This window comes from Aeromonas sp. R4-3, from assembly GCF_040908275.1.
In the GTDB taxonomy this organism is placed as follows: domain Bacteria; phylum Pseudomonadota; class Gammaproteobacteria; order Enterobacterales; family Aeromonadaceae; genus Aeromonas; species Aeromonas rivipollensis.
In genome coordinates, this window is record NZ_JBFODK010000051.1 from 98,686 (window position 1) to 119,916 (window position 21,231).

The following is a 21,231-nucleotide window of genomic DNA, read 5'->3' on the forward strand; positions in this document are numbered from 1 at the left end:
TGGCGCACAGGAGGGAGGTCGTCCCGCCGCTTGCCCGTCAGGGCGGCGAATGTCCCCGACAAGGGGGACGGGACGGCAGAGCAGGGATGATCCATCCCGCGCTCGCTCCCTCCTGAGAGCGCACCCAGACCGCAAGTTCATCACTTCTCCTCGAACTCCAGACAAGCAAACACCCATAACTTCAACCAGTTAATGTGAGTTTTGCTATGTCTACCTCTTCTGAAAACAGCAAGTCCGTGCCCGCCAGCCGCCGGGAGCAGCGCTCCAGTGCCCAGGCCTTTATCGACAACCTCAAGGGCATGGCCCATCCCAACTCCAGACGCATCTTCATCCAAGGTTCCCGTCCCGACATCCGGGTGGGGCTGCGGGAGATCGTCCTGGCCGACACCCTGGTCGGGGGCAGCAAGGAAGACCCCCAGTTCGAGCCGAACGATCCCGTGCCCGTCTACGACACCTCGGGTGCCTATGGGGACGAGAGTGCCGAGATAGACGTGCGCCGCGGCCTGCCGCGCCTGCGTGAAAACTGGGTATTGGAGCGTGGCGACACCGAAGCGCTCGAGGGTCTGAGCTCCGCCTTCACCCAGGAGCGCCTCGCCGACGAGGGGCTGGATCACCTGCGTTTCGATAATTTGCCCAAGCCACTGCGTGCCAAGCCGGGCCGCCGGGTGACCCAGCTGCACTATGCCCGTCAGGGGATGGTCACCCCGGAGATGGAGTTCATCGCCATTCGCGAGAACATGGGCCGCGAACGGGTGCGCTCCGAGCTGCTGCTACGCCAGCATCCGGGTCAGGGCTTCGGCGCCCGCCTGCCGGAAAGCATCACCCCCGAATTCGTGCGCGATGAGGTGGCCGCTGGCCGCGCCATCATCCCGAGCAACATCAACCACCCGGAAGCCGAGCCCATGATCATCGGCCGCAACTTCCTGGTGAAGATCAACGCCAACATAGGCAACTCGGCGGTCACCTCCAGCATCGAGGAGGAGGTGGAGAAGCTGGTCTGGTCCACCCGCTGGGGCGCCGACACCGTCATGGATCTCTCCACCGGCCGCTACATCCACGAGACCCGGGAGTGGATACTGCGCAACAGCCCTGTGCCCATAGGCACAGTGCCCATCTATCAGGCGCTGGAGAAGACCAACGGCATCGCCGAGGATCTCACCTGGGAGCTGTTCCGCGACACCCTGCTGGAGCAGGCCGAGCAGGGGGTGGATTACTTCACCATCCACGCCGGCGTGCTGCTGCGCTATGTGCCCATGACCGCCAAGCGCCTCACCGGCATCGTCTCCCGTGGTGGCAGCATCATGGCCAAGTGGTGCCTGTCGCACCACAAGGAGAACTTCCTCTACCAGCATTTCCGCGAGATCTGCGAGATCTGTGCCGCCTATGACGTGGCCTTGTCGCTTGGCGACGGCCTGCGTCCGGGCTCCGTCTATGACGCCAACGACGAGGCCCAGTTCGCCGAGCTGCATACCCTGGGGGAGCTCACCAAGATCGCCTGGGAGTACGACGTCCAGGTGATGATCGAGGGGCCGGGTCACGTGCCCATGCACATGATAGAGCGCAACATGACGGAGCAGCTGGAACACTGCCACGAGGCGCCCTTCTACACGCTTGGCCCGCTCACCACAGACATAGCCCCAGGCTACGATCACTTCACCTCCGGCATAGGCGCCGCCATGATCGGCTGGTATGGCTGCGCCATGCTCTGCTACGTCACCCCCAAGGAGCACCTGGGGCTGCCGAACAAGGAGGACGTGAAGCAGGGCCTCATCACCTACAAGATCGCCGCCCACGCCGCGGATCTCGCCAAGGGTCATCCGGGCGCCCAGATCCGCGACAATGCCATGTCCAAGGCGCGCTTCGAGTTCCGCTGGGAGGATCAGTTCAATCTGGCGCTGGATCCCGAAACCGCCCGTGCCTACCACGACGAGACCCTGCCCCAGGAGTCCGGCAAGGTGGCCCACTTCTGCTCCATGTGCGGCCCCAAGTTCTGCTCAATGAAGATCACCCAGGATGTGCGTGCCTACACCGCCGAACTGAATGCCGCCAAACTGGAGGCGGTGGAGATCAAGCTGGTGGGCATGGATGGCCAGCAGGAGCGAGTGGTGGCCGAGGTGGAAAGCGGTATGAACCGTATGGCCGAGACCTTCAAGGAGAAGGGGGGCGAGCTCTACCATCAGGCGGCGGCCCTCAAAGAGGAGCGGGAAGAAGCATGAGCACCAAGCCCATCGTCTGGACCATAGCCGGTTCCGACTCGGGGGGCGGTGCCGGCATTCAGGCCGATCTGCACACCTTGCACGCCCTCGGCGTGCACGGCTGCTCCGTCATCTCCGCCATCACGGCCCAGAATTCGGTGGCGGTGAAGATGGTGGATCCCGTGCTGATGCAGACCTTCTGCGCCCAGATCGACGCCCTCGGCGTCGATCTGCCCCCGGCCGCCATCAAGATCGGTCTGCTGCCGACCCGGCTCCATGTGGAGGTGCTGGCCCGGCGGCTCGATACGTTAAGCGCCCCCTTCGTGGTCTATGACCCCGTGGCCATCGCCAGCACAGGCACCCCCATGGCGGAGCCCAACATGCTGGCGGCGGTGCGCAAGCATCTGCTGCCCCGTCTGTCGCTTATCACCCCCAACGGCCCCGAGCTGGAGGCATTGACCGGCATTCCGGCGACCAGCCCTGCGCTGGTGCGGGCGGGAGCGGTGCGACTGCGTGAACTCGGCGCCCGCGCCGTGCTGGTCAAGGGGGGGCACCTTGAGTGGAGCGGGGATCACTGCCTCGACTACTACCAGGATGCGTATCAGGAGTTCTGGCTGGCCGCGCCGCGCCTGGCGACCCGCCACGGCCACGGCACCGGCTGCTGTTACGCCAGCGCCATCGCCGCCGTCCAGGCGCTGGATTACCCGGTGGAAGACGCCATCACCCTGGCTCGTGCTTATTTGCAGCAAGGGCTGGCAGGGGCGCAGGGGGTGGGGGCAGGCCCCGGCCCCATAGCCCACCTCGGTTGGCCCGGGGATCTCGCTCACTTCCCCCGGGCCGTGCTGGCGGGATCAAGCCTGGACTGCCGCTTCGGTCTTTATGAGGAGAGTTCCGCCCGCCTGCCCCAGGGGCCCTTTGCCCCGACCGAACAGAGTCTCGGCCTCTATCCGGTGGTGGATTCGGTGCAGTGGCTGGAGCGGCTGCTGGAAGCCGGGGTCAAGACACTGCAACTGCGCATCAAGAACCTGCCCGCCGCTCAGGTGGTAGCGGCAATTACCGAGGCAGTGGCGCTTGGCCGCCGCTTCGGGGCCCGGCTCTTTATCAACGATTACTGGCAGCAGGCCATAGCCGCCGGTGCCTATGGGGTGCACCTGGGGCAGGAAGACATGGGATCAGCCGATCTCGCCGCCATTCAGGCCGCCGGCCTGCGCCTCGGCATATCCACCCACGGCTACTTCGAGCTGATGCGGGCCCGGGAGCTGGCACCCTCCTATATAGCCCTGGGTCATATCTTCCCCACCAACACCAAGCAGATGCCGTCCCGCCCCCAGGGGCTGGTGCGGTTGCACCACTATCGCGCCCTGATGCAGGACTGGCCCACTGTCGCCATCGGCGGCATCAGCGAGGAGCGCATAGCGGCGGTGAAGGAGAGCGGGGTGGGCAGCATCGCCCTGGTCTCCGCCATCACAGGGAGCGACGACTGGCAGGGGGCCACGGCCCGCTTGCTGGCCGCCGTGGGGGCCGGGGATCCGGCGCGCTCCGCCATAGCGGTGCAGGAGGTGGCACATGCGCTCTGACGAGACGTCTCTTCGTGACGAAGAGTATCTGCGCTATGGCCGCCAGCTGATGCTGGCCGAGATAGGGGAGGAGGGGCAGGCGCGGCTCAAGGGCAAGTCGGTACTGATCGTTGGTCTCGGCGGCCTCGGCTCGCCGCTCGCCCTCTATCTGGCCGGTGCCGGGGTCGGGACGCTGTGGCTCGCCGACGGCGACGTGGTGGATTCCAGCAACCTGCCGCGCCAGATCCTGTTCGATGGGGAGGGGCTGCGTCGCTCCAAGGCCGAACTGGCCCGGGAGCGGTTGGCGGCTCACAACCCCCATGTGGAGCTGATCGCCATCAACCAGCGTCTCGACGCCCATAGCCTGCCAGCCTTCGTGGCCGAGGTGGACCTGGTTGTCGACTGCTGTGACAACCTGGCCAGCCGCCATGCCATCAACGCCGCCTGCGTGGCCCAGGGGAAACCCTGGATCTCCGCCGCCGCCGTCGGCTGGCAGGGTCAGCTGATGGCGCGCAGCGCCCCTGAGCATGCCTGCTACGCCTGCCTCTACCCGGCGGATACCGAAGTAAGGGAGAGCTGCCAGAGCAGCGGCGTCACCGGCCCCCTGGTGGGCGTGATGGGCTCCCTGCAGGCGCTGGAGGCACTGAAACTGCTGCTCGGGCGCCCCAGCCCGGTGGCGGGCACCCTGCGCCGCTTCGATGCCCTGGCCCACGAGTGGCAGACGCTGCGCCTGCCTGCCGACCCCGACTGCCCGGTGTGTGGCAGCCATAAGGATGATCAATGAATATTCGATTGAACGATATCGAACTGACGCTGCCCACCGGCCAGCGCCTGACCGAGCTGCTGGCGGCGCAGGAGATTGCCCCCCAGGGGGTGGCGGTGGCCCTCAATGGCGCCGTGCTGCCCCGCAGCCGCTGGCCAGAGACCCGCCTCAATGACGGGGACGAGATCCACCTTTTCACTGCCATCGCCGGAGGCTGAGATGCTGACCATTGCGAACCACACCTTCTCATCGCGCCTCTTTACCGGCACCGGCAAGTTTGCCCACCCCGAGCTGATGGCCGCCGCCATAGCGGCGAGCGGTTCCCAGCTGGTGACTATGGCCATCAAGCGCCTCGAACCCGGCAAGCGCCACGACGACATCCTGAGCCCCTTGCTGGCCCTCGGAGTCAAGCTGCTGCCCAACACCTCCGGTGCCAAGACGGCCGCCGAGGCGGTGTTTGCCGCCCGACTCGCCCGGGAGGCGCTCGGCACCAACTGGCTCAAGCTCGAGATCCACCCCGATCCCAAGTACCTGCTGCCGGATCCCATAGAAACGCTGAAAGCCGCCGAACAGCTGGTGAAGGAGGGCTTCGTGGTGCTGCCCTACTGCGGGGCCGATCCCGTGCTCTGCAAGCGGCTCGAAGAGGTGGGCTGCGCCGCCGTCATGCCGCTCGGCGCTCCCATCGGCTCCAATCAGGGGCTGGTGACCCGGGATTTCCTCTCCATCATCGTCGAGCAGGCCAATGTGCCCGTGGTGGTGGACGCAGGGATAGGTGCCCCCAGCCACGCGGCAGCGGCCTTCGAGCTCGGCGCCGACGCCGTGCTGGTGAACACGGCCATCGCCGTGAGTGGGGATCCGGTCGCCATGGGCCGCGCCTTCGCGCTCGCCTGCAGTGCCGGTCGCAGTGCCTATGAGGCGGGCCTTGGCGCCCGCGCCCTGCAGGCGCAAGCCTCAAGCCCGCTCACCGATTTTCTGGAGGCGCTATGAGCCAGGGTTTAGAGGGGATATATGCCTCGGCTATGGGTTCTGTGCCACAAGATCAGCCAAGTGTTCGCCCCCCTCTCCATTTGGGAGAGGGGCTGGGGGTGAGGGGCGAGGCTGACTCGGCTCTTGAATGGGGCGAGCCCTGCGCTCCTCCCCCTCCCAAGGGGGAGGCCGGGAGGGGGTTGGATTTTGCCGACCGCTGGCGCGAGCTGGAGTGGGACCATGTGGGCATGGAGATCCGCGCCAAGACGGCCCGGGATGTCGAGCGGGCGCTGGCCAATCCACGGCGCAGCCTGCAGGACTTTATGGCGCTTATCTCCCCGGCCGCCGAGCCCTTCCTGCCCCGGATGGCGGAGCTGGCGGAGCGCCTCACCCGCCAGCGTTTCGGCAATACGGTGGGTTTCTACGTGCCCCTCTATCTGTCGAACCTGTGCGCCAACGACTGCTCCTACTGCGGCTTCTCCATGAGCAACCGCTTGAAGCGCAAGACCCTGAATAGCGAGGAAATCGAGCGCGAGTGCCTGGCCCTCAAGGCGCGCGGCTTCGACAGCGTGCTGCTGGTGACTGGCGAGCACGAGACCAAGGTGGGCATGGACTACTTTCGCGAGCAGCTGCCGCGGATCCGCCGCCACTTCAGCACCCTGGCGATGGAGGTGCAGCCCCTGTCCGAGGCCGAATACGCCGAGCTGAAAACCCTGGGCCTGGATGCGGTCATGGTCTATCAGGAGACCTATCACGCCCCCGCCTACGCCCGCCATCACCTGCGCGGTAACAAGCAGGACATCGAGTGGCGACTCGCCACCCCGGACCGGCTGGGGCGCGCCGGGGTTGACAAGATTGGGCTCGGCGCACTGATTGGCCTGTCGCCGGACTGGCGCGCCGACAGCTATTTCGTCGCCGAGCACCTGGTCTGGATGGAGCGTCACCACTGGCAGAGCCGCTATTCCCTCTCCTTCCCGCGCCTGCGCCCCTGCACCGGGGGGCTGGAGCCCGAGGTGACCATGTCGGACCGCCAGCTGGTGCAGCTTATCTGTGCCTGGCGCCTCTTCTCGCCGACCCTGGACTTGTCGCTCTCCACCCGGGAATCCCCGGCGTTTCGCAACGGTGCGATACGTCTTGGCATCACCCAGATGTCGGCGGAATCCCGCACCCAGCCGGGCGGTTATGCGGAGGGAGACAAGGAGGAGCTGGAGCAGTTCGCCATCCACGACGACAGATCTCTGGGAGAGGTCGCCGATGCCGTCAGGCAGGCAGGGTTGCAGCCGGTGTTCAAGGACTGGGAGGCGTTTTTGGGCCGATAGGGGCGGCCGCGCCCCCCTTTGTCGGTGGCATCCGGGCGTCCAGCCAGACTCTGTGCCTGTGGCGAGAGGGCACGGCTGCGCCGTGCAATTGTAGGGTCGATTAGCCGTCAGGCGTAATCGTCCGTTCCGAGGTATGGTGTTGGCGGCAGGAGCCGTTGTGTGGTGGCACGGCTTCGCCGTGCAGGACGCGAGGCCGCTGGCCTCGAAGGGTTTTCGCCCGCCCTTCGGGCTGGGGCGAGTGACTTTTCTTTGCGTGGCCAAAGAAAAGTCACCAATCGAGCGGCCACCCCCGCCAATCCGACCGCTACGCGGTTGCCCTCGGATCAGGAGCAAGGTCGGACGGACCGCCGCAGACGGCACTTTGGCCTTCGCCATCCATGGCTTCGGCCAAAGCCCGCTTCGAACATCCTGTTCTCGCGCCAAATCGGGTCGAGCTGCGCTCGCCCTTTCCCGATCTGGCCCCTGTGCCGGCTGCGTCTGCGCCATCATCCCTGATGGCTATCCTGACCTTGCCCCTTCCCCTCGGCGGATTGGAGGGGAATCAAAACCATGCCCACCATAACCTCAGGGGGTAGTCGTAGGGTGCAATAAGCGGAGCGCATTGCACCGCTTTTGTGGCAAGAGGTGCAATTCACGTTGTTCATTGCACCCTACGTTTTGCTTCGTTTGAACCACATTTAACAGCATGGTTGATTGTGGATTGGGCAAGGCATGGCGAATTACAAACGGGCATGGCAACCGGGGGGAACCTGGTTTTTTACGGTCGTGCTGACTGAACGTCAGAACAGCCATCTACTGGTCGAACGGATTGATCTGTTGAGGAAGGTTGTCAGGGAGGTTCAAGATCGGCACCCATTTTTGATCCATGGCTGGGTTGTCTTGCCCGAGCATCTGCATGCCTTGCTGGAGTTACCGGAAGGGGATGCAAATTTTCCCCTGCGCTGGCGCCAAATAAAGAGCAAATTTTCGCGAGCAATCCCCAATTCAGAGGCTCGTTCAGAATCTCGTTGGCAGCGTGGCGAACGGGGTATTTGGCAACGACGTTATTGGGAGCATCTGATCCGCGATCAGGAAGATTTCAATCATCATCTCGATTACATACATATCAATCCCGTCAAACATGGATTGGTGATGGCACCAAGGGATTGGCCCTATTCCACTTTCCAGCGCTGGGTTAAACAGGGCAGATATCCCTTGTCATGGGGAGACACCGCCACGCCAGCATATGAAATACCACGCGACAATACATAAGCGGTATCAACGTAGGGTGCAATAAGCGGAGCGCATTGCACCATTTTCGGTACCTTGTGGTTGGGTGTATTGAGGTGCAATTCACTTCGTTCATTGCACCCTACGGCACTTCTTATTAGCCCTCTCTCTCCAGCTCCGTAATATCCCCGCCGCCAATCAACTGCAAATTCTGGCTGATCTGCTCCACCGGCCAGTCCCACCAGGCGAGGGTGTTGAGGCGGGTGATGGTGTCGTCGTCGAAGCGGTAGCGGATCAGCTTGGCGGGGTTGCCGCCGACCACGGCATAGTCGGGCACATCCGTGGTTACCACGGAGCGGGCGGCGATGATGGCGCCGTTGCCGACCTTGACCCCCGGCATGATCAGGGCGTCATAGCCTATCCAGACGTCGTTGCCAATCACCGTATCCCCCTTGTAGGGGAGGCTGCCAGGTTTGGGGGCTGCGCTCTCCCAGCCGTTGCCGAAGATAAAGAAGGGGTAGGTGGAGAAGCCGGAGCTCTGGTGGTTGGCGCCGTTCATGATGAACTTGACCCCGCGGGCGATGGCGCAGAACTTGCCGATGATGAGCTTGTCGCCGATGAAGGGGAAGTGGTAGAGGACGTTGCGCTCAAAGCCTGCCGAGTCTTCCGGGTCGTCGTAGTAGCTGTAGTCGCCCACCTCGATATTGGGTCCCCTGATGGTGTTCTTGATAAAGCACACCTGGGGGAAGCCCTTCATGGGGTGGGGGTTGGTGGGGTCGGGTCCGTGCATGGGGTGCTCCTCTGGGATCTGGGCTCAGGCTACCCTAACGGAACCGGACAGCCCCTTGCCACCCTTTTGTGCTGCCTGGTTCGCCAACCTTTGTCGCCCCCGTCCCATATGCGCATCGACCCGGGGCCGGTTTGTCTCTAGCATGGGAGGGATGCGGGGCTGGTGCTCCGCCCCCACGGGCTTTTGGCTAAGTCCGTCCTGCGGACTTCTGGTGGAGAGAAAAGATGAAGCTGCGTTCCTTGTTGATGGTGGGTGCCCTCTTGCTGGGCGGCTGTGCGGTCAATCCCTATGGAAGCACCCCGGCGCCGGTCGGCGAGCCGGACAAGCCGGTGAGCCAGCCAGAGAAACCTGTGGCCGATCCTGACAAGGCAGAGCCTGTGCCTGCGCCCGAACCCGTGGCCCCGACCGGGCTGGCGCTCGCCATGGCGGATGCCTTTCTGAAGGCCCCCGAGGTGCAGGCGCTGAGCCAGGATGGCAGCCCTGTGCTGCTGCTGATGGCGCCCCAGAACGGCACGGGTGAACCCTTCAGTACCCAGCCCATGGCGGTGGCCATGAGCCAGCGCATTCAGGCAAACAGCGGCTTTCGCTTCGCCGATCCCGGCCAGGTGGCGGCCATCACGGGTCAGCTCGAGTACCAGCAGGGGGGCATGAATCCGGCCTCTTTGGTGCGCCTGGGTCGCCAGACCGGGGCCGGCTACATGCTCTACGGGGATCTTCTCTCCGAGGGGAGCCGCTACCGCCTCGCCATGAGCCTGATGGATCTGAAGAGCGGCGAGCTGCTCTGGAGCGGGAGCCGCTCCGCCAGCCGCTGATCCCGTCATCCCGGCCACCGAAAACGCCATCGAGCCCCTCTCGATGGCGTTTTCGTATCAAGGCACCTGAGCCCGGAGAAGGGCAAGGCGCGCCCCTTGACGCTCGGCGTCCCCCTAGTCCCGCCGCTTCTTCAGGAAGTAGGTGATATGCCCGGGCGGCATGTCCGGCAGCTCGCCGAAGACGGCGTAGCCCTGCTTCTGGTAGAAGGGCAGCGCCTGGAAGCTGGTGGTTTCCAGGTGGACATTGATGATGCCCTTGCTCCCGGCATACTGCTCCATGGTGGCGAGCAGGCGGCCGCCCCAGCCCTCCTTGCGAATGCGCTCGTCAATCCAGAGCCAGTCGATGTGCAGCCAGCCCCACTTGATATCGGCGAGTATGCCGCCAAGCACCTCTCCCTGTTCATCCTTGATAAAGCTGGCTACCTGCTCGCGCAGATGGCTGCCGGCAACCGCCTGGTTGTAACCTGACAGGCCGATGCGCAGGGCGTCGAGATCCCGCTCAATCGGGGGCTGGGGTGGGGTGAGTTTCATCTAGGGGCCTCCTGGGGCAGGCAAACCCCATTAATATCCAAACGGCATCCACCAGGTCAAGGCTGGCGGCGGTTCGCCACGGCATTCTGGCCGTATGCGATACTGAACGGGTCGTGTATAACAGACGACACAGGGCCCTCCCCGCAGATAAAAAGGAGCACCTATGGCTCTCTCAGTGGCACAACTCTATGAAGTGATGACCCAGTTGCCCGACCCCGTCTTCATCCTCAGTGAAGATGGTCACTACATCGAGTACATAGGCGGGGTGGAGCAGCAGTCATATCAGGATGGCAACCCCCTGATCGGCAAGCGGTTGTTCGATGTGCTGCCGGCAGACAAGGCGTTATGGGTGATGGAGCAGGTGGCGCGCGCCCTGGCCGGCGGCCAGGTGCAGGTGGTGGAGTACGATCTCTCTCCCGCCGAGGTGGAGGGCATAGATGCCGAGGCGGGGCCCCAGGGGATGCAGCGCTTCGAGGGCAAGATAGCGCCGCTGCCCTCCCTCTACGACGGCAAGCGAGCCGTGGCCTGGATGACCCGCAACATCACCCGCCAGCACGAGCTGCAACTGCGGCTCAAGCGGCTCGGCGAGACGGATCAGCTGACCGGCCTCTACAATCGCCACTTCTTCTTCGATCAATATCACCAGAGGGTGCAGGGCCAGCCGCTCACCGGCCTCATCATGCTGGATCTCGATCACTTCAAGCAGATCAACGATCGCTACGGTCACCAGACCGGGGACAGGGTGCTGTGTCGCGTCTGCGACTGCGTCTCTGCCCAGCTGCGGGGGGAGGATCTGTTCGTGCGCAGCGGCGGCGAGGAGTTTCTGATCCTGCTGCCGCAGATAGACGAGGGGATATTGCTGAAGGTGGCGGAGCGGATCCGCGCCGCTGTGGCGGCCATGGCGCCGGATCCGGCCCCCGTCACAGTGAGTCTGGGCACCACCTTGATCCGGCCGGGGGAGGAGCTCAGCGCCGTGCTGGCCCGGGCGGACGAGTGGCTTTATCGGGCCAAGCGGGGTGGGCGCAACCAGGTGGCCCACGACGGGGATCCCTGAAAGCACCCAGGCTTGCAACGAACGAGGGCGACACTGTGTCGCCCTCGTTGTTATCTGTCGCTACCTGGCCTTGGCCAAAGTGTCGCCTTGGCGCTTGTCTGCCGAGCCTTAGCCAAACAGGGTCGAGATGTTCTGGCCCGCCATCAGCAGACCTATGGCCAGCACGCTGAACCAGACCAGGGTCGCGCTGACCAGGGCGTAGCCGAGGGCGACGAAGAGACCGTCCCGTTGCAACATGCCGATGGCCAGCAGCAGTATGGCCCAGGCGGGCATGGCGTTGGTGAAGGGGATGGCGCCGAGCGGCAGCATCAGCAGCAGGGCCGCCAGCATGATCAGCAGGCCGTTGCAGCGATTGATGGCGGAGCTGCCAGTCAGGATCAGCAGGCGCGGCCGGATCAAGCGATCGATGCGGGCCAGCAGATCGGCCCCCTTGTGCAGGGCCGGTTTGAGGTGCTCGGCGGCGAAGCGGCGCTCCATCAGGACGGCGGGCAGCCAGGGCACCCGGTTGAGGGTGATGCCGATGCCGATAAAGAGGATCAAGAGCCCAAAGGGCGTGCTGACGCCGGGAATGGAGACAGGCAACAGGAAGGGGACTGTGAGCAGCACGCAAAACAGCAGCATGCCCTGTTCGCCCACCAGGGCCAGCATCTCCCTGAGGCTGATGTGGCTCTCCTCGATGGCGTGGGCGGTGGCCCGCAGGGTATCGGAGAGCGTGCTTTGTGGGTCGTTGAGTTGCGCGGCAACCATTCCTGAGATCCTCGTCCTGTTAACGCCACCGCTGTGGCGCCGCCAGCTTACGTGGCAGAGGTTAATCCCAGATGAATAATGTGAGCCGGCGCAAGCTTTGATGGAAATCGAGGGCAGGGGACGGGGGCGGGTCGCCAAAATGGGGCGATACAGCCCCCGTCAAGGGTCGGATGGAACAGGCTCTGATATGCTTTTGACGCAATCCATGCCAACCGGGGAGAAGAGCGTGACGCGAGCGACCATGATGCTGCTGGGACTGTGCTTGCCGCTGACGGGCTGGGCGGCCGAGCCCGCCACCTCGGGCTGGCAGCTGACCCCTTTCCTGGGTTACAGCTCGTCCATCGACTTCGAGGCCATGGATGAACCCGCCCCCATGCCGCACTCGACCGGCATCGACTCACTGCAAGGGGAGAGCTCGGGGAACTGGGGCCTCTTCATCAGCCGGGAGGTGGATGATCCCGGCATGGTGGAGCTGCTCTACAGCCATCAGTCCACCCCCATCTCCCCGGATCAGCCTGACAGGCTGACGGTGGATACCCTGCACTTCGCCGGTGCCCTCACCCTCTCGGACAACCTGATGGCGCCCTATATAGGTGCCGGGATCGGGGTGACCCGCTTCGATGCCTATGACAGCGAGACGGCCCCCTCCATGTCCCTGGCGCTCGGGGTGCAGCCGCGCCTGGGGGAACATCTGGCACTGCGGGCCGAGGTGCGCGGCTACGGCTCCCTGCTCAATGACGACAGCGCGTTTCTCTGCAACCCCGAGGTCTGCGCCTTCCGGGTGCGGGGGGATCTGCTCACCCAGTGGCAGGCCAATATCGGTTTGACCCTGAGGTTCTGAGCCCGCTTTCCGGCCCGGTTTATGGGATGCCGAAGGTGATGCGGCTCAGGGGTTCGTTGACGTCGAATACTTTGAACTGCACCGCGCTGGCGCCCATGGCGAGTACCCTCTGCTCGCCTGCAGGCTCGCTGGCCGCAGCGGCCAGCGCTAGCCCCCTCAGCGAGCCCGCAGCAGCCAGCCACTGATCCGGTTCGTCGCCAGCAGCCGGCAGGCGAGCAGGGAGAGCACCAGTAGCACCGGCACCTTGACCAGCTCCCACCACAGCAGCTTGCCCTGGGGGCCGAATACCATCAGCCAGACCACCAGCATCATGTGCAGGCAGTAAAGACCCAACACTTTGGGGGCCTGGCGTTCCAGCCAGCTGCCCTTGCCCCAGCTTGGGTTGGCCAACAGCAGGCCGAACAGGCCGAGTGCCCAGGGCAGGGAGCCCAGCAGGAAGTCATGACGGTTGAGGGGCACGGCGGCGAAACGCAGCAGGCCCGTGGCCTCCAGGGCATAGAGACCCATACCCGCCACCATCAGCAGGGCGCTGCGCCGGGCATCGGGTTGCCAGCCACGCAGGCGCAGCTCGGCGCCGAGCGCCACGAAGAGGAGCGAGAAGAAGGGGCCGTTGCGGGTCAGCAGGGCCCACTCGCCCCCTAGCAGCGAGCCATAGGAGCCGCCGATCAGGGCAAGCCCGTAGAGCAGCGCCCCCGCCACCAGGGCCAGTCGGGGCAGCCTGACCCGCCAGCAGAGGGCCATCAGCAGGACGGCCAGCATCAGGGCGGGCAGGAACCAGAGGTGGATCATACCGCCTACCCACCAGGCGTTGAGAGGATCCCCCAGCTGCATCTGCCACTGGCCCGCCATGGCGGGCAGATAGCCTTCCGTCATGGCCGCGACCGGGTTGAAGGGCACCAGCAGATAGACAAGGCTCCAGGCCAGCCAGAGCCCCAACAGGGGGCGGCAGTAGCGCAGCGCCACCGCCATAGGCTTGCCTGCGGCCAGGGCGGGTTGCAGGAAGTAGCCGGCGCAGAGGAAGAAGAGCGGCACCGCGAAGCGGCAGAGCTGGTTGATGATGGCCCCGAGCCAGAGGTAGGGGGTGCCGTCCCAGAGGGTGGGATCGAACGGATTGCTGAAGGGGGAGAGGTGAATGGTCATCACGGCCATGATGGCCAGGACTCGCCCGCACTCGATGCTGGAGATGCGCATTATGGTTTCCGACGGCTGAAACCCGGCACCCTAGCAGCCGGGCACATGCCTCTTCCAGCCAGGGGGTCGCCAACTGTGACCCCCATCGGTAGCCGGTTACCCTTTGTTACCCTGGGGGAGGGCAGGGTTACCCCGGGTGGGAGGCGGATCCCGTTTTGGTGTCGGTAAAGCCCTAGAGCAGGGCGACCAGCGCCGTCGCGATGGCGCCCGTCAGCAGCAGGGCTATGCCACGGCCGGCCGGGCCGTGCAGCTTGTTCCACATCAGCAAACTGGTGAGAGCCAGCAGCAACATGGAGAGCGCCGCCAGATCGCCAAACAGCTGCCAGGCCAGGCCGGTACCCATGCCGCGATGCAGCCGGTTGAGGCTGGCGGCGACGTTGGCCCGTTGCAGCTCGGTCTGCACCAGCAGGGTGCCTTCCACATAGCTGGCGGCCAGGCTCTGGCTCAGGGTAACGCCGCGCAGCTCCCAGCGTGCCGGCAGGGTGAGGGGGCCTGTGGGGGTGGGCAGGGTTCGGGCCGGAGTGATGCTGAGTCGCCCCTCCTCCAAGCCCTCAGGGTAGTGCTGTTGCAGCAGGGCTTTCAGGGCGTCCGGGCTCGCCAGCGGCGTGGCCAGCGTTATCTCCTCGCTCGACTTTTCGGTGTGGGGGCCGGGCAGGGGCAGCACGGCCCTGTGCTGGAGCCAGAGGCCGGTCAGGCCGTAGAGCAGCATCAGGGTGAGGGTGGCAAAGCCCGCCCAGGCGTGGATGCGGCGCACCCACTTGTTGTTGTGAAGGGGGAGTCTCTTGGGTTTTTTCATGGTGGCGCGTCATAAAAAACTGGCCAGCAGAGGCTGGCCAGTGTGGCTGTGGGCAAGGGGGATCAGAAGCGGTAGGCGGCGGTGAGATTCAGCTGACGGGGGCTGCCCGGCATGATCTGGGCCGCGCTGGTGGCGCTGACGAAGTAGTCGTGGTCGGTCAGGTTCTCCACGCTGAGCTGGGCATCCCACTGGGACCAGCGGTAGCCGGCGCGGGCGTCATAGCGGGCGTAGCCGGGCAGCGTGGTGGTGTTGGCGTTGTCGGCGAAGCGATCCCCCACCGCCGTCACCCCGGTTTCCCCATACCAGCCCTGCTGGCCGTTCTGGTAGCCGGCGAACAGCTGGCCGTTCTCGCGGGAGACGTTGCTCGGCCGCTTGCCCTGCAGATCCGCGTCCGCCTTGACCTGCTCCGCATCCTGGATGGCGATGCCGCCATGCAGGTAGAAGGCGTCGGTCAGCTGGGCGCGGGCGCTCAGCTCTATGCCGTCGGTGCGTTGCAGGCCGGTGAGGATCACCTTGGTGGGATCCAGCGGATCCTTGCTGCGCTTGTTGTACATCTCCAGCCGGTAGAGGGAGAGGGTGGTGGCCAGGCGACCGTTCAGCCAGTCACTCTTCACGCCCCCCTCGTAGAGCCGGGTGTGCTGGGGATCCAGCTTGTTGTTCTTGTCTCCCGGGGTGATGCCGATCAGCTCCCCGCCCACAGGGGTGAAGGTCTTGCTGTAGGAGGTATAGAAGGCATGTTCCTCTATGGGGTTCCACACCAGGCCGAGGCGCGGGCTCAGGCTGGTGACCGAGAGGGTCTCCTCCTTGTCGAGGTCGTTGCGGCGGCTGGTGACGGTGAACGCGTCCCGGCGCAGGCCGCCGAGCAGGTGCCAGTCACCCAGACTGAGCTGATCCTGCAGATAGAGGCCGACCCCGCGCACCCTGTGTCTGGCGTCGCTGGAGAGCTTCATGGTGCCGTTGTAGCTCGGCAGTGAGCCGGGATCGTACAGATCCCCCGGGGGGATAGGGGTGGCGTTCTGGTAGAGCTTGGGGGTGCGCTCCTGCCAGCCCTGCTCCAGGCCCACCAGCAGGCGATGGGCGACGGGGCCTGTCTGCAGCTGGCCCTCGGCCTCTGTGTTGCTGGTGAGGCTGTTGGCCTTGAGATCCTGCTGCCAGCGGGCACGGGTCACCTTGTCACCCTTGACGGCGGTGACATAGGTGTTGTCGAACTGGCTGTCGAGGCTGGTGTAGCCGAGCTGCTGTCGCAACTGCCACTGATCGTTGATGTCCCAGCTGAAGCGGGATCGGGTGGACTGGGCCAGATCGTCGATGAAGTCCCGGCTGGTGTCGCTGTAGACGCTCTCTATGGGGACGTCGGCGGGACGGCCATCGACCCCGGGGATGCCGCGATCCGGGGTGCGATCGTGCTCGTTGCGCTCGTACTGCACCAGCCAGTTCAGGCTGTCGCTTATCTCCCAGTTCACGGCGGGGGCCAGCAGGGTACGCTTGCTGGTCACGTCGTCACGAAAACTCTCCTTGTCCTCCTGAGCCAGGTTGAGGCGCAGTTGCACCCGCTCCCCTGCCTCGGCGTTGAGGTCGGCGGCCAGCCGCCGGCTGTCGAAGCTGCCGACCCGGGCGCTGACGCTGGACGCCTGCCCGCGCTGGGGCGTCTTGCTGACCCTGTTGATGATGCCCCCGGTGCTGCCACGGCCATAGAGCACGGCGGCCGGCCCCTTGAGCACCTCGACCCGCTCTATGTTGCCGAGATCCCGGGTGTACTGCATGTCGTCCCGCAGGCCGTCGAGGTAGAAGTCGTTGCTGGCGTTGAAGCCACGGATATTGACGCTGTCGAAGCGGGTATCACCGCTGGCGTTGACCCCGGGAATACCGGTCAGGGCCTCGCTCATGGTGGGCTGGCCGTAGGCGGTCAGCTCGCTGGCCGGGACGCTCTCTATGGTCTGGGGCACCAGCTTGGCCGGGGTGGCGGTGCGGGTCGCGGTGGCCACTTCTTCGTGCTGGCTGCGTTTGCCGACCACGGTCAGGGTCTCGTCTTCGGCGCGGGAGCTGGCACAGAAGGCCAGCAAGGCGACGCCCAGCAGGGCGCGCGGGGAGTTGGGGTTATGCATCTGGGTGTGACTCTTATCGACCTGTTGGCCTGAACTTATTGATTTATTTGTAGTTATTGGTGTCTCTCGTTTCGAGAGGGCGCTAATGATATTGATTTTCATTTGCCTTGCAAGGGAAAGATGTAAGAAAACTACATCGATGGAAATGGGCGCAGTCAGACGGCACCGGCCGGGTTCATGCCCCGGTTTGGAGATGGGTGAGCGGCGGGGTTACCATGGCCAGAACGCGCCATGGCGCATCACGGATGGAACAGGAAGGGAGAGGGACATGGCAGAGATCATCAGGGCGGATCTTCATAACCGGCACCATGGCGAGGCGCTGGTGGCGCTGCTCGACGAGTACGCCAGGGACGAGATGGGCGGGGGCAGCCCCCTCGCCGACGAGGTGAAGGCCAATCTGGCGCAGGCCCTGGCGGCGAGAAGTGGTGCCCATGTGCTGCTGGCCTGGGTGGATGACCAGCCGGTCGGGGTGGCCACCTGCTTCGAGGGGTTCTCGACCTTCGCCTGCCGGCCCCTGCTCAATATCCACGATCTGGCGGTGCACCCGGCCCATCGCGGCCGCGGCATCTGCAAGGCGTTGCTGGCCGGGGTGGAACGGCTCGCCCGGGAGCTCGACTGCTGCAAGCTGACCCTGGAGGTGCTGGAGGGCAACAAGGTGGCGCAGGCCGCCTACAAGGCCAGTGGTTTCGAGGGCTATGAGCTGAGCCCGCAAGTGGGCCGGGCCCTGTTCTGGCAGAAGAAACTCTAGCCTCTGTGGCTCAGCCCCAAGGCGGGAGGGGAGAATGAAAAACGGCGCGCAGAGGGATCTGCGCGCCGCTTTGTCTGGGGCCTGAGTTAGAAGTCGTAACGGGCCGCCAGCTGGAAGTCATCCTTGGTGTTCAGCTTGCCGCTGTCATTGCTGTCCAGGTTGTTGATGCGGTACTCGCCGATGACCCTCAGGTTCTTGTTGAACTTGTACTGGGCACCCAGGGTGTAGTAGTCGATGGAGTCGTAATCGCTCTTGCCGCTCTGCTCCACCTTCTGCTTGTTCCACAGGGCCATCAGGCCGAAGCCGCTCTCGAAGTTGTAGCCCAGGGCCCCTTCCCAGCCGGTGTGATCCTTGCCGGTGGCCAGGAAGTCGCTGCCGTCGGCGTAGCTCAGGGCGGCATAGACGGCCTTGTTGTCGTACTTGGCGGAGATCAGCCACAGCTTGGCATCCTCTTCACCGCTCTTGTCGCGGATACCCACGTTGTAGGCGGTGCCCAGGGCCAGGTTGAACGGGAAGGTGTAGGCCAGGGCGGCGCCGTAGGCGGCATCGCTGTCCTTGCTGGTGGTCTCTTCGGTGTCACCGCCGTCGAACTTGTAGCTGGTATCGACCTGGAAGCCGTTGAACAGGCCTGAGTATTTCAGCACAGAGCCGGCACGGTTGGTGGCGAAGGTGTCTGTCTTGGCGCCGAGGGCGTCGTTGCCGTAGCCGTCGGAGAGGGAGACGTCGGTCCAGTCGGCCAGCAGGCCGGGGGCGCCCTTCTGGCGACCGAAGGTGACATTGCCCCAGTCGGCGCCCACACCGGCGAAGGCCAGGCGGGTGCGCATGTTGTCGGAGTTTTCGCTGACGGTCTTCTCGCTGTCATTGACGTAGATCTGCAATTCATACTGGGCCAGGGCCTTGAGACCCGGGTTGATCTCGCTCTCTACCTTGGCGCCCAGGCGGACGAACTGGTTGGCGCCCTGCTTGTCGCTGTATTCGTTCTTGATGTCACCATTGGCATCCAGCTCCTTCTTCTCACCGAAGAACTGGCCGGCGTAGATGCGGCCATAGAGATCGAGCAGAGTGGAGTCATTTTTATAGACTTCGACGGCTTGAGCCTGGAAGGCGGCGGTGAGAGCCAATGCTACTACTGTCAGCTTTTTCATCATGATCCCTTGTGTTGCAAGCTTCTGTTTTAAAAGACGGGGCCATGCTAGGAGGGGCAGATGACAGCGGGGTGACCGTGCGGTGAACAAACCGTGGCGGTTTCATGTCAGCGGGATGAAAACCGCGATTTATGTGGCGAGCCGCCACTTTTGCGCGCAAAGGTTTGCCCTTGTGGTAGAATGCCGCCCGTTTTCGAGCTCCTAAGGTTGGATATGCGATGAGACGTGAACTGGCAATCGAATTTTCCCGAGTGACGGAAGCGGCTGCACTGGCTGGCTACAAGTGGCTCGGACGTGGTGACAAGAATATCGCCGATGGCGCGGCCGTTGCGGCCATGCGCCACATCCTCAATCAGATCCAGATCGATGGCGAGATTGTGATAGGCGAGGGCGAGATTGACGAAGCCCCCATGCTCTACATCGGCGAGAAGGTGGGCACGGGTCAGGGCGACGCCGTGGACATCGCGGTCGACCCCATAGAGGGCACCCGCATGACCGCCATGGGGCAGTCCAATGCCCTGGCCGTGCTGGCCGTGGGTGACAAGGGCTCCTTCCTCAAGGCCCCCGACATGTACATGGAGAAGCTGATCGTGGGTCCGGGTGCCAAGGGCGCCATCGATCTCGATCAGGCCCTGGAGCTGAACCTCAAGGCCGTGGCCAAGGCGCTCGGCAAGCCCCTCTCCCGCCTGACCGTCATCACCCTGGCCAAGCCGCGTCATGACAAGGCGATCAAGGAGATGCAGGGGCTGGGCGTACGGGTGTTCGCCATCCCCGATGGTGACGTGGCCGCCTCCATCCTCACCTGCCTGCCGGACAGCGAAGTGGACATGCTCTATGGCATCGGCGGCGCCCCGGAAGGGGTGATCTCGGCGGCGGTGATCCGTGCCCTGGACGGCGACATGCAGGCGCGCCTGGTGCCCCGTCATCAGGTCAAGGGTGACAGCCCCGAGGTGCGTGCCCTGGGCGAGCAGGAGATTGCCCGCTGCCAGGAACTCGGCATCGACGTGACCAAGGTGCTCAAGCTGGAAGATCTGGCCAAGAATGACAACGTCATCTTCTCGGCCACCGGCATCACCAAGGGTGATCTGCTGGAAGGCATCACCAGCAATGGCGTCATGGCGACCACGGAGACCCTGCTGATCCGCGGCAAGTCCAGAACCATCCGCCGTATCAAGTCGATCCACTTCCTGGATCGCAAGGACAGTGTGGTACGCGACATCATTCTCTGATGCGCGGAAGCCCTGTCACTGAAAAGCCCGACCGCTGCTGCCGTCGGGCTTTTTGTTGCCCACGCGCCGGGGACTGGACTATTTCGAGGGACAGGACGGATAAGGCTAAGGGGAATCGGGGCCCTTTGATAGACTGCTTCGCCATGCACAGGAATGCATCATATGGAATGTCGTCAAGGTTGCGGTGCCTGCTGCACAGCCCCCAGTATCAGCAGTGCCATCCCCGGCATGCCGGAGGGCAAGCCGGCCGGCGTTCCCTGTGTTCAGCTCGACCAGTGGCTGGGCTGCAAGATCTTCGGCCAGCCTGAACGCCCTGCGGTGTGCAGCAGCTTCAGGCCCATGCAGGATGTGTGCGGCTCGCACCGCCAGGAGGCCGTCTGGCTTATCGGCGAGATGGAGCGGCTGACGGCCTAGGCTAGTCAGGACCCCTCATCCCCAGCCCTTCTCCCGCTTATTTGAAAAGAAGGGGAGAAGGGGGGCGGAGAGACATTCCGAACCAACGAGGGGGCAACCCGGTGTCTAGTCCTGAAATAGGTTTACACATTTTCGTCTAGCTTCACGTGACTCAGAACCCCCGATGTACCGCATCGGGGGTTCTGTATGTCAACGCATGATGCGGTCGCTCCAGGTTGTAAATATCCACCGCCTCGCGCACCATCTCCCGCGCTTGCGCCAGGTCCTGCGGGCTCTGCAACAACAACTCTCCTTTCAATATCCCGTTCACCCGCTCCGCCAACGCATTCTGGTAACAGTCATAGCCATCCGTCATCGAGCATTTCACCCCGTACCGTGCATGCAATGACTGATACAGCCCCGAGCAATACTGCACGCCGCGGTCTGAGTGATGGATAAGCTTCCCGCTGCTACGCCGTTGCTTCAGCGCTTTCTTAAACGCCATGGCCACCGACTCGGCGTGCATCCCTTCGTGCACGTGATGGCCCACTATCTTGCGTGAGTACGCATCCGTCACCAGGCTCAGGTACAGCGGCCCGCTCCTGGCTGGCAGATAGGTGATGTCGGCGACCCAGACTTGCTCTGGAGCCACCGGCGTGACCTGCTCAGGCCCTGCCTTGAGCAAGTTGGGATGACGGTAGAAGCGGTGAAAACTGTGGGTGGTCTTGTGATACGCCCGCCTGGGTTGCACCAGCAGGCGGTGCTCGGCCAATATCTGAAACAGCCTGTCCCGCCCGACCTTGAGCCCGCCATCATCCTGACCCTGAAGCAGATAATGCAG

Annotated in this window: 21 protein-coding genes; 13 read left to right on the plus strand and 8 right to left on the minus strand. The window is 64.2% G+C overall.

Features of this window, described 5'->3' with window-relative positions; all coding sequences use genetic code 11:
• The first annotated feature begins 206 nt into the window (after positions 1 to 206).
• The 7 genes from thiC (at position 207) to AB5Y91_RS15585 (ending at position 8,050) form a co-directional block, all read left to right on the plus strand.
• The gene (thiC, locus tag AB5Y91_RS15555; RefSeq protein WP_368170197.1) at positions 207 to 2,216 is read left to right on the plus strand and encodes a phosphomethylpyrimidine synthase ThiC; all 2,010 of its coding nucleotides are present in this window, start codon (positions 207 to 209) and stop codon (positions 2,214 to 2,216) included.
• On the plus strand, positions 2,213 to 3,772 hold the full coding sequence (thiE, locus tag AB5Y91_RS15560; RefSeq protein ID WP_368170198.1) for a thiamine phosphate synthase: 1,560 nt from the start codon (positions 2,213 to 2,215) through the stop codon (positions 3,770 to 3,772). The genes thiC and thiE overlap by 4 nt, the downstream gene beginning before the upstream one ends.
• Entirely contained in the window at positions 3,762 to 4,535 is a 774-nt protein-coding gene (locus AB5Y91_RS15565) for a ThiF family adenylyltransferase (protein WP_368170199.1), read from the plus strand. The genes thiE and AB5Y91_RS15565 overlap by 11 nt, the downstream gene beginning before the upstream one ends.
• A complete protein-coding gene (gene thiS / locus AB5Y91_RS15570; protein WP_111910739.1) occupies positions 4,532 to 4,732 on the plus strand; it encodes a sulfur carrier protein ThiS in 201 nt (66 codons plus the stop codon). The genes AB5Y91_RS15565 and thiS overlap by 4 nt, the downstream gene beginning before the upstream one ends.
• Before the next feature lies 1 nt (position 4,733).
• Entirely contained in the window at positions 4,734 to 5,501 is a 768-nt protein-coding gene (locus AB5Y91_RS15575) for a thiazole synthase (RefSeq protein WP_368170200.1), read from the plus strand.
• Between the two features lie 32 nt (positions 5,502 to 5,533).
• Entirely contained in the window at positions 5,534 to 6,799 is a 1,266-nt protein-coding gene (thiH, locus tag AB5Y91_RS15580; protein WP_368170213.1) for a 2-iminoacetate synthase ThiH, read from the plus strand.
• A gap of 711 nt (positions 6,800 to 7,510) precedes the next feature.
• Positions 7,511 to 8,050 carry a transposase gene (locus tag AB5Y91_RS15585; RefSeq protein WP_368170201.1) on the plus strand — a complete coding sequence of 180 codons (540 nt, stop codon included), beginning with the start codon at positions 7,511 to 7,513 and terminating at the stop codon, positions 8,048 to 8,050.
• A gap of 115 nt (positions 8,051 to 8,165) precedes the next feature.
• On the opposite strand, the gene AB5Y91_RS15590 is transcribed toward AB5Y91_RS15585, so the two are convergent.
• Entirely contained in the window at positions 8,166 to 8,798 is a 633-nt protein-coding gene (locus AB5Y91_RS15590; protein ID WP_368170202.1) for a Vat family streptogramin A O-acetyltransferase, read from the minus strand.
• Positions 8,799 to 9,022: 224 nt separating this feature from the next.
• Between AB5Y91_RS15590 and AB5Y91_RS15595 the strand changes: the two genes are divergently transcribed.
• The gene (locus AB5Y91_RS15595) at positions 9,023 to 9,610 is read left to right on the plus strand and encodes a penicillin-binding protein activator LpoB (RefSeq protein ID WP_368170203.1); all 588 of its coding nucleotides are present in this window, start codon (positions 9,023 to 9,025) and stop codon (positions 9,608 to 9,610) included.
• A 114-nt stretch (positions 9,611 to 9,724) separates the two neighbouring features.
• Here the strand turns inward: AB5Y91_RS15595 and AB5Y91_RS15600 are convergent, their stop codons facing one another.
• Entirely contained in the window at positions 9,725 to 10,141 is a 417-nt protein-coding gene (locus AB5Y91_RS15600) for a GNAT family N-acetyltransferase (RefSeq protein WP_368170204.1), read from the minus strand.
• 163 nt (positions 10,142 to 10,304) lie between these two features.
• Here AB5Y91_RS15600 and AB5Y91_RS15605 point away from each other — a divergent pair, with 163 nt between their 5' ends.
• Positions 10,305 to 11,195 carry a diguanylate cyclase gene (locus tag AB5Y91_RS15605; protein WP_368170205.1) on the plus strand — a complete coding sequence of 297 codons (891 nt, stop codon included), beginning with the start codon at positions 10,305 to 10,307 and terminating at the stop codon, positions 11,193 to 11,195.
• Between the two features lie 108 nt (positions 11,196 to 11,303).
• Here AB5Y91_RS15605 and AB5Y91_RS15610 read toward each other — a convergent pair whose 3' ends face one another.
• Positions 11,304 to 11,942, minus strand: a complete 639-nt coding sequence (locus AB5Y91_RS15610) for an exopolysaccharide biosynthesis protein (RefSeq protein ID WP_368170206.1) — start codon at positions 11,940 to 11,942, stop codon at positions 11,304 to 11,306.
• Between the two features lie 244 nt (positions 11,943 to 12,186).
• Between AB5Y91_RS15610 and AB5Y91_RS15615 the strand changes: the two genes are divergently transcribed.
• Complete coding sequence (locus AB5Y91_RS15615; RefSeq protein ID WP_368170214.1) at positions 12,187 to 12,783, plus strand: outer membrane beta-barrel protein; 597 nt, start codon at positions 12,187 to 12,189, stop codon at positions 12,781 to 12,783.
• A 156-nt stretch (positions 12,784 to 12,939) separates the two neighbouring features.
• Here AB5Y91_RS15615 and AB5Y91_RS15620 read toward each other — a convergent pair whose 3' ends face one another.
• The 3 genes from AB5Y91_RS15620 to AB5Y91_RS15630 all read right to left on the minus strand — a co-directional run bounded on the left by AB5Y91_RS15620 (position 12,940) and on the right by AB5Y91_RS15630 (position 16,875).
• On the minus strand, positions 12,940 to 13,974 hold the full coding sequence (locus tag AB5Y91_RS15620) for an acyltransferase family protein (RefSeq protein ID WP_368170207.1): 1,035 nt from the start codon (positions 13,972 to 13,974) through the stop codon (positions 12,940 to 12,942).
• Between the two features lie 172 nt (positions 13,975 to 14,146).
• A complete protein-coding gene (locus AB5Y91_RS15625) occupies positions 14,147 to 14,770 on the minus strand; it encodes a PepSY-associated TM helix domain-containing protein (protein ID WP_368170208.1) in 624 nt (207 codons plus the stop codon).
• Positions 14,771 to 14,832: 62 nt separating this feature from the next.
• The gene (locus AB5Y91_RS15630) at positions 14,833 to 16,875 is read right to left on the minus strand and encodes a TonB-dependent receptor (protein ID WP_368170209.1); all 2,043 of its coding nucleotides are present in this window, start codon (positions 16,873 to 16,875) and stop codon (positions 14,833 to 14,835) included.
• 268 nt (positions 16,876 to 17,143) lie between these two features.
• On the opposite strand from AB5Y91_RS15630, the gene AB5Y91_RS15635 reads away from it, so the two are divergent.
• Positions 17,144 to 17,623, plus strand: coding sequence for a GNAT family N-acetyltransferase (locus AB5Y91_RS15635; RefSeq protein ID WP_368170210.1), 480 nt, complete (start codon positions 17,144 to 17,146; stop codon positions 17,621 to 17,623).
• Between the two features lie 86 nt (positions 17,624 to 17,709).
• Here AB5Y91_RS15635 and AB5Y91_RS15640 read toward each other — a convergent pair whose 3' ends face one another.
• Complete coding sequence (locus AB5Y91_RS15640; protein WP_163155402.1) at positions 17,710 to 18,768, minus strand: porin; 1,059 nt, start codon at positions 18,766 to 18,768, stop codon at positions 17,710 to 17,712.
• Positions 18,769 to 18,986: 218 nt separating this feature from the next.
• On the opposite strand from AB5Y91_RS15640, the gene glpX reads away from it, so the two are divergent.
• Both glpX and AB5Y91_RS15650 read left to right on the plus strand, forming a co-directional pair.
• Positions 18,987 to 19,997: a class II fructose-bisphosphatase gene (gene glpX / locus AB5Y91_RS15645; RefSeq protein ID WP_106885152.1), complete on the plus strand. Its 1,011-nt coding sequence runs from the start codon at positions 18,987 to 18,989 to the stop codon at positions 19,995 to 19,997.
• A gap of 162 nt (positions 19,998 to 20,159) precedes the next feature.
• Positions 20,160 to 20,411, plus strand: coding sequence for a YkgJ family cysteine cluster protein (locus tag AB5Y91_RS15650; RefSeq protein WP_025325492.1), 252 nt, complete (start codon positions 20,160 to 20,162; stop codon positions 20,409 to 20,411).
• A gap of 151 nt (positions 20,412 to 20,562) precedes the next feature.
• Here AB5Y91_RS15650 and AB5Y91_RS15655 read toward each other — a convergent pair.
• A partial coding sequence (locus AB5Y91_RS15655) for an IS3 family transposase (RefSeq protein ID WP_368170211.1) occupies positions 20,563 to 21,231 on the minus strand: 669 nt, incomplete at its 5' end.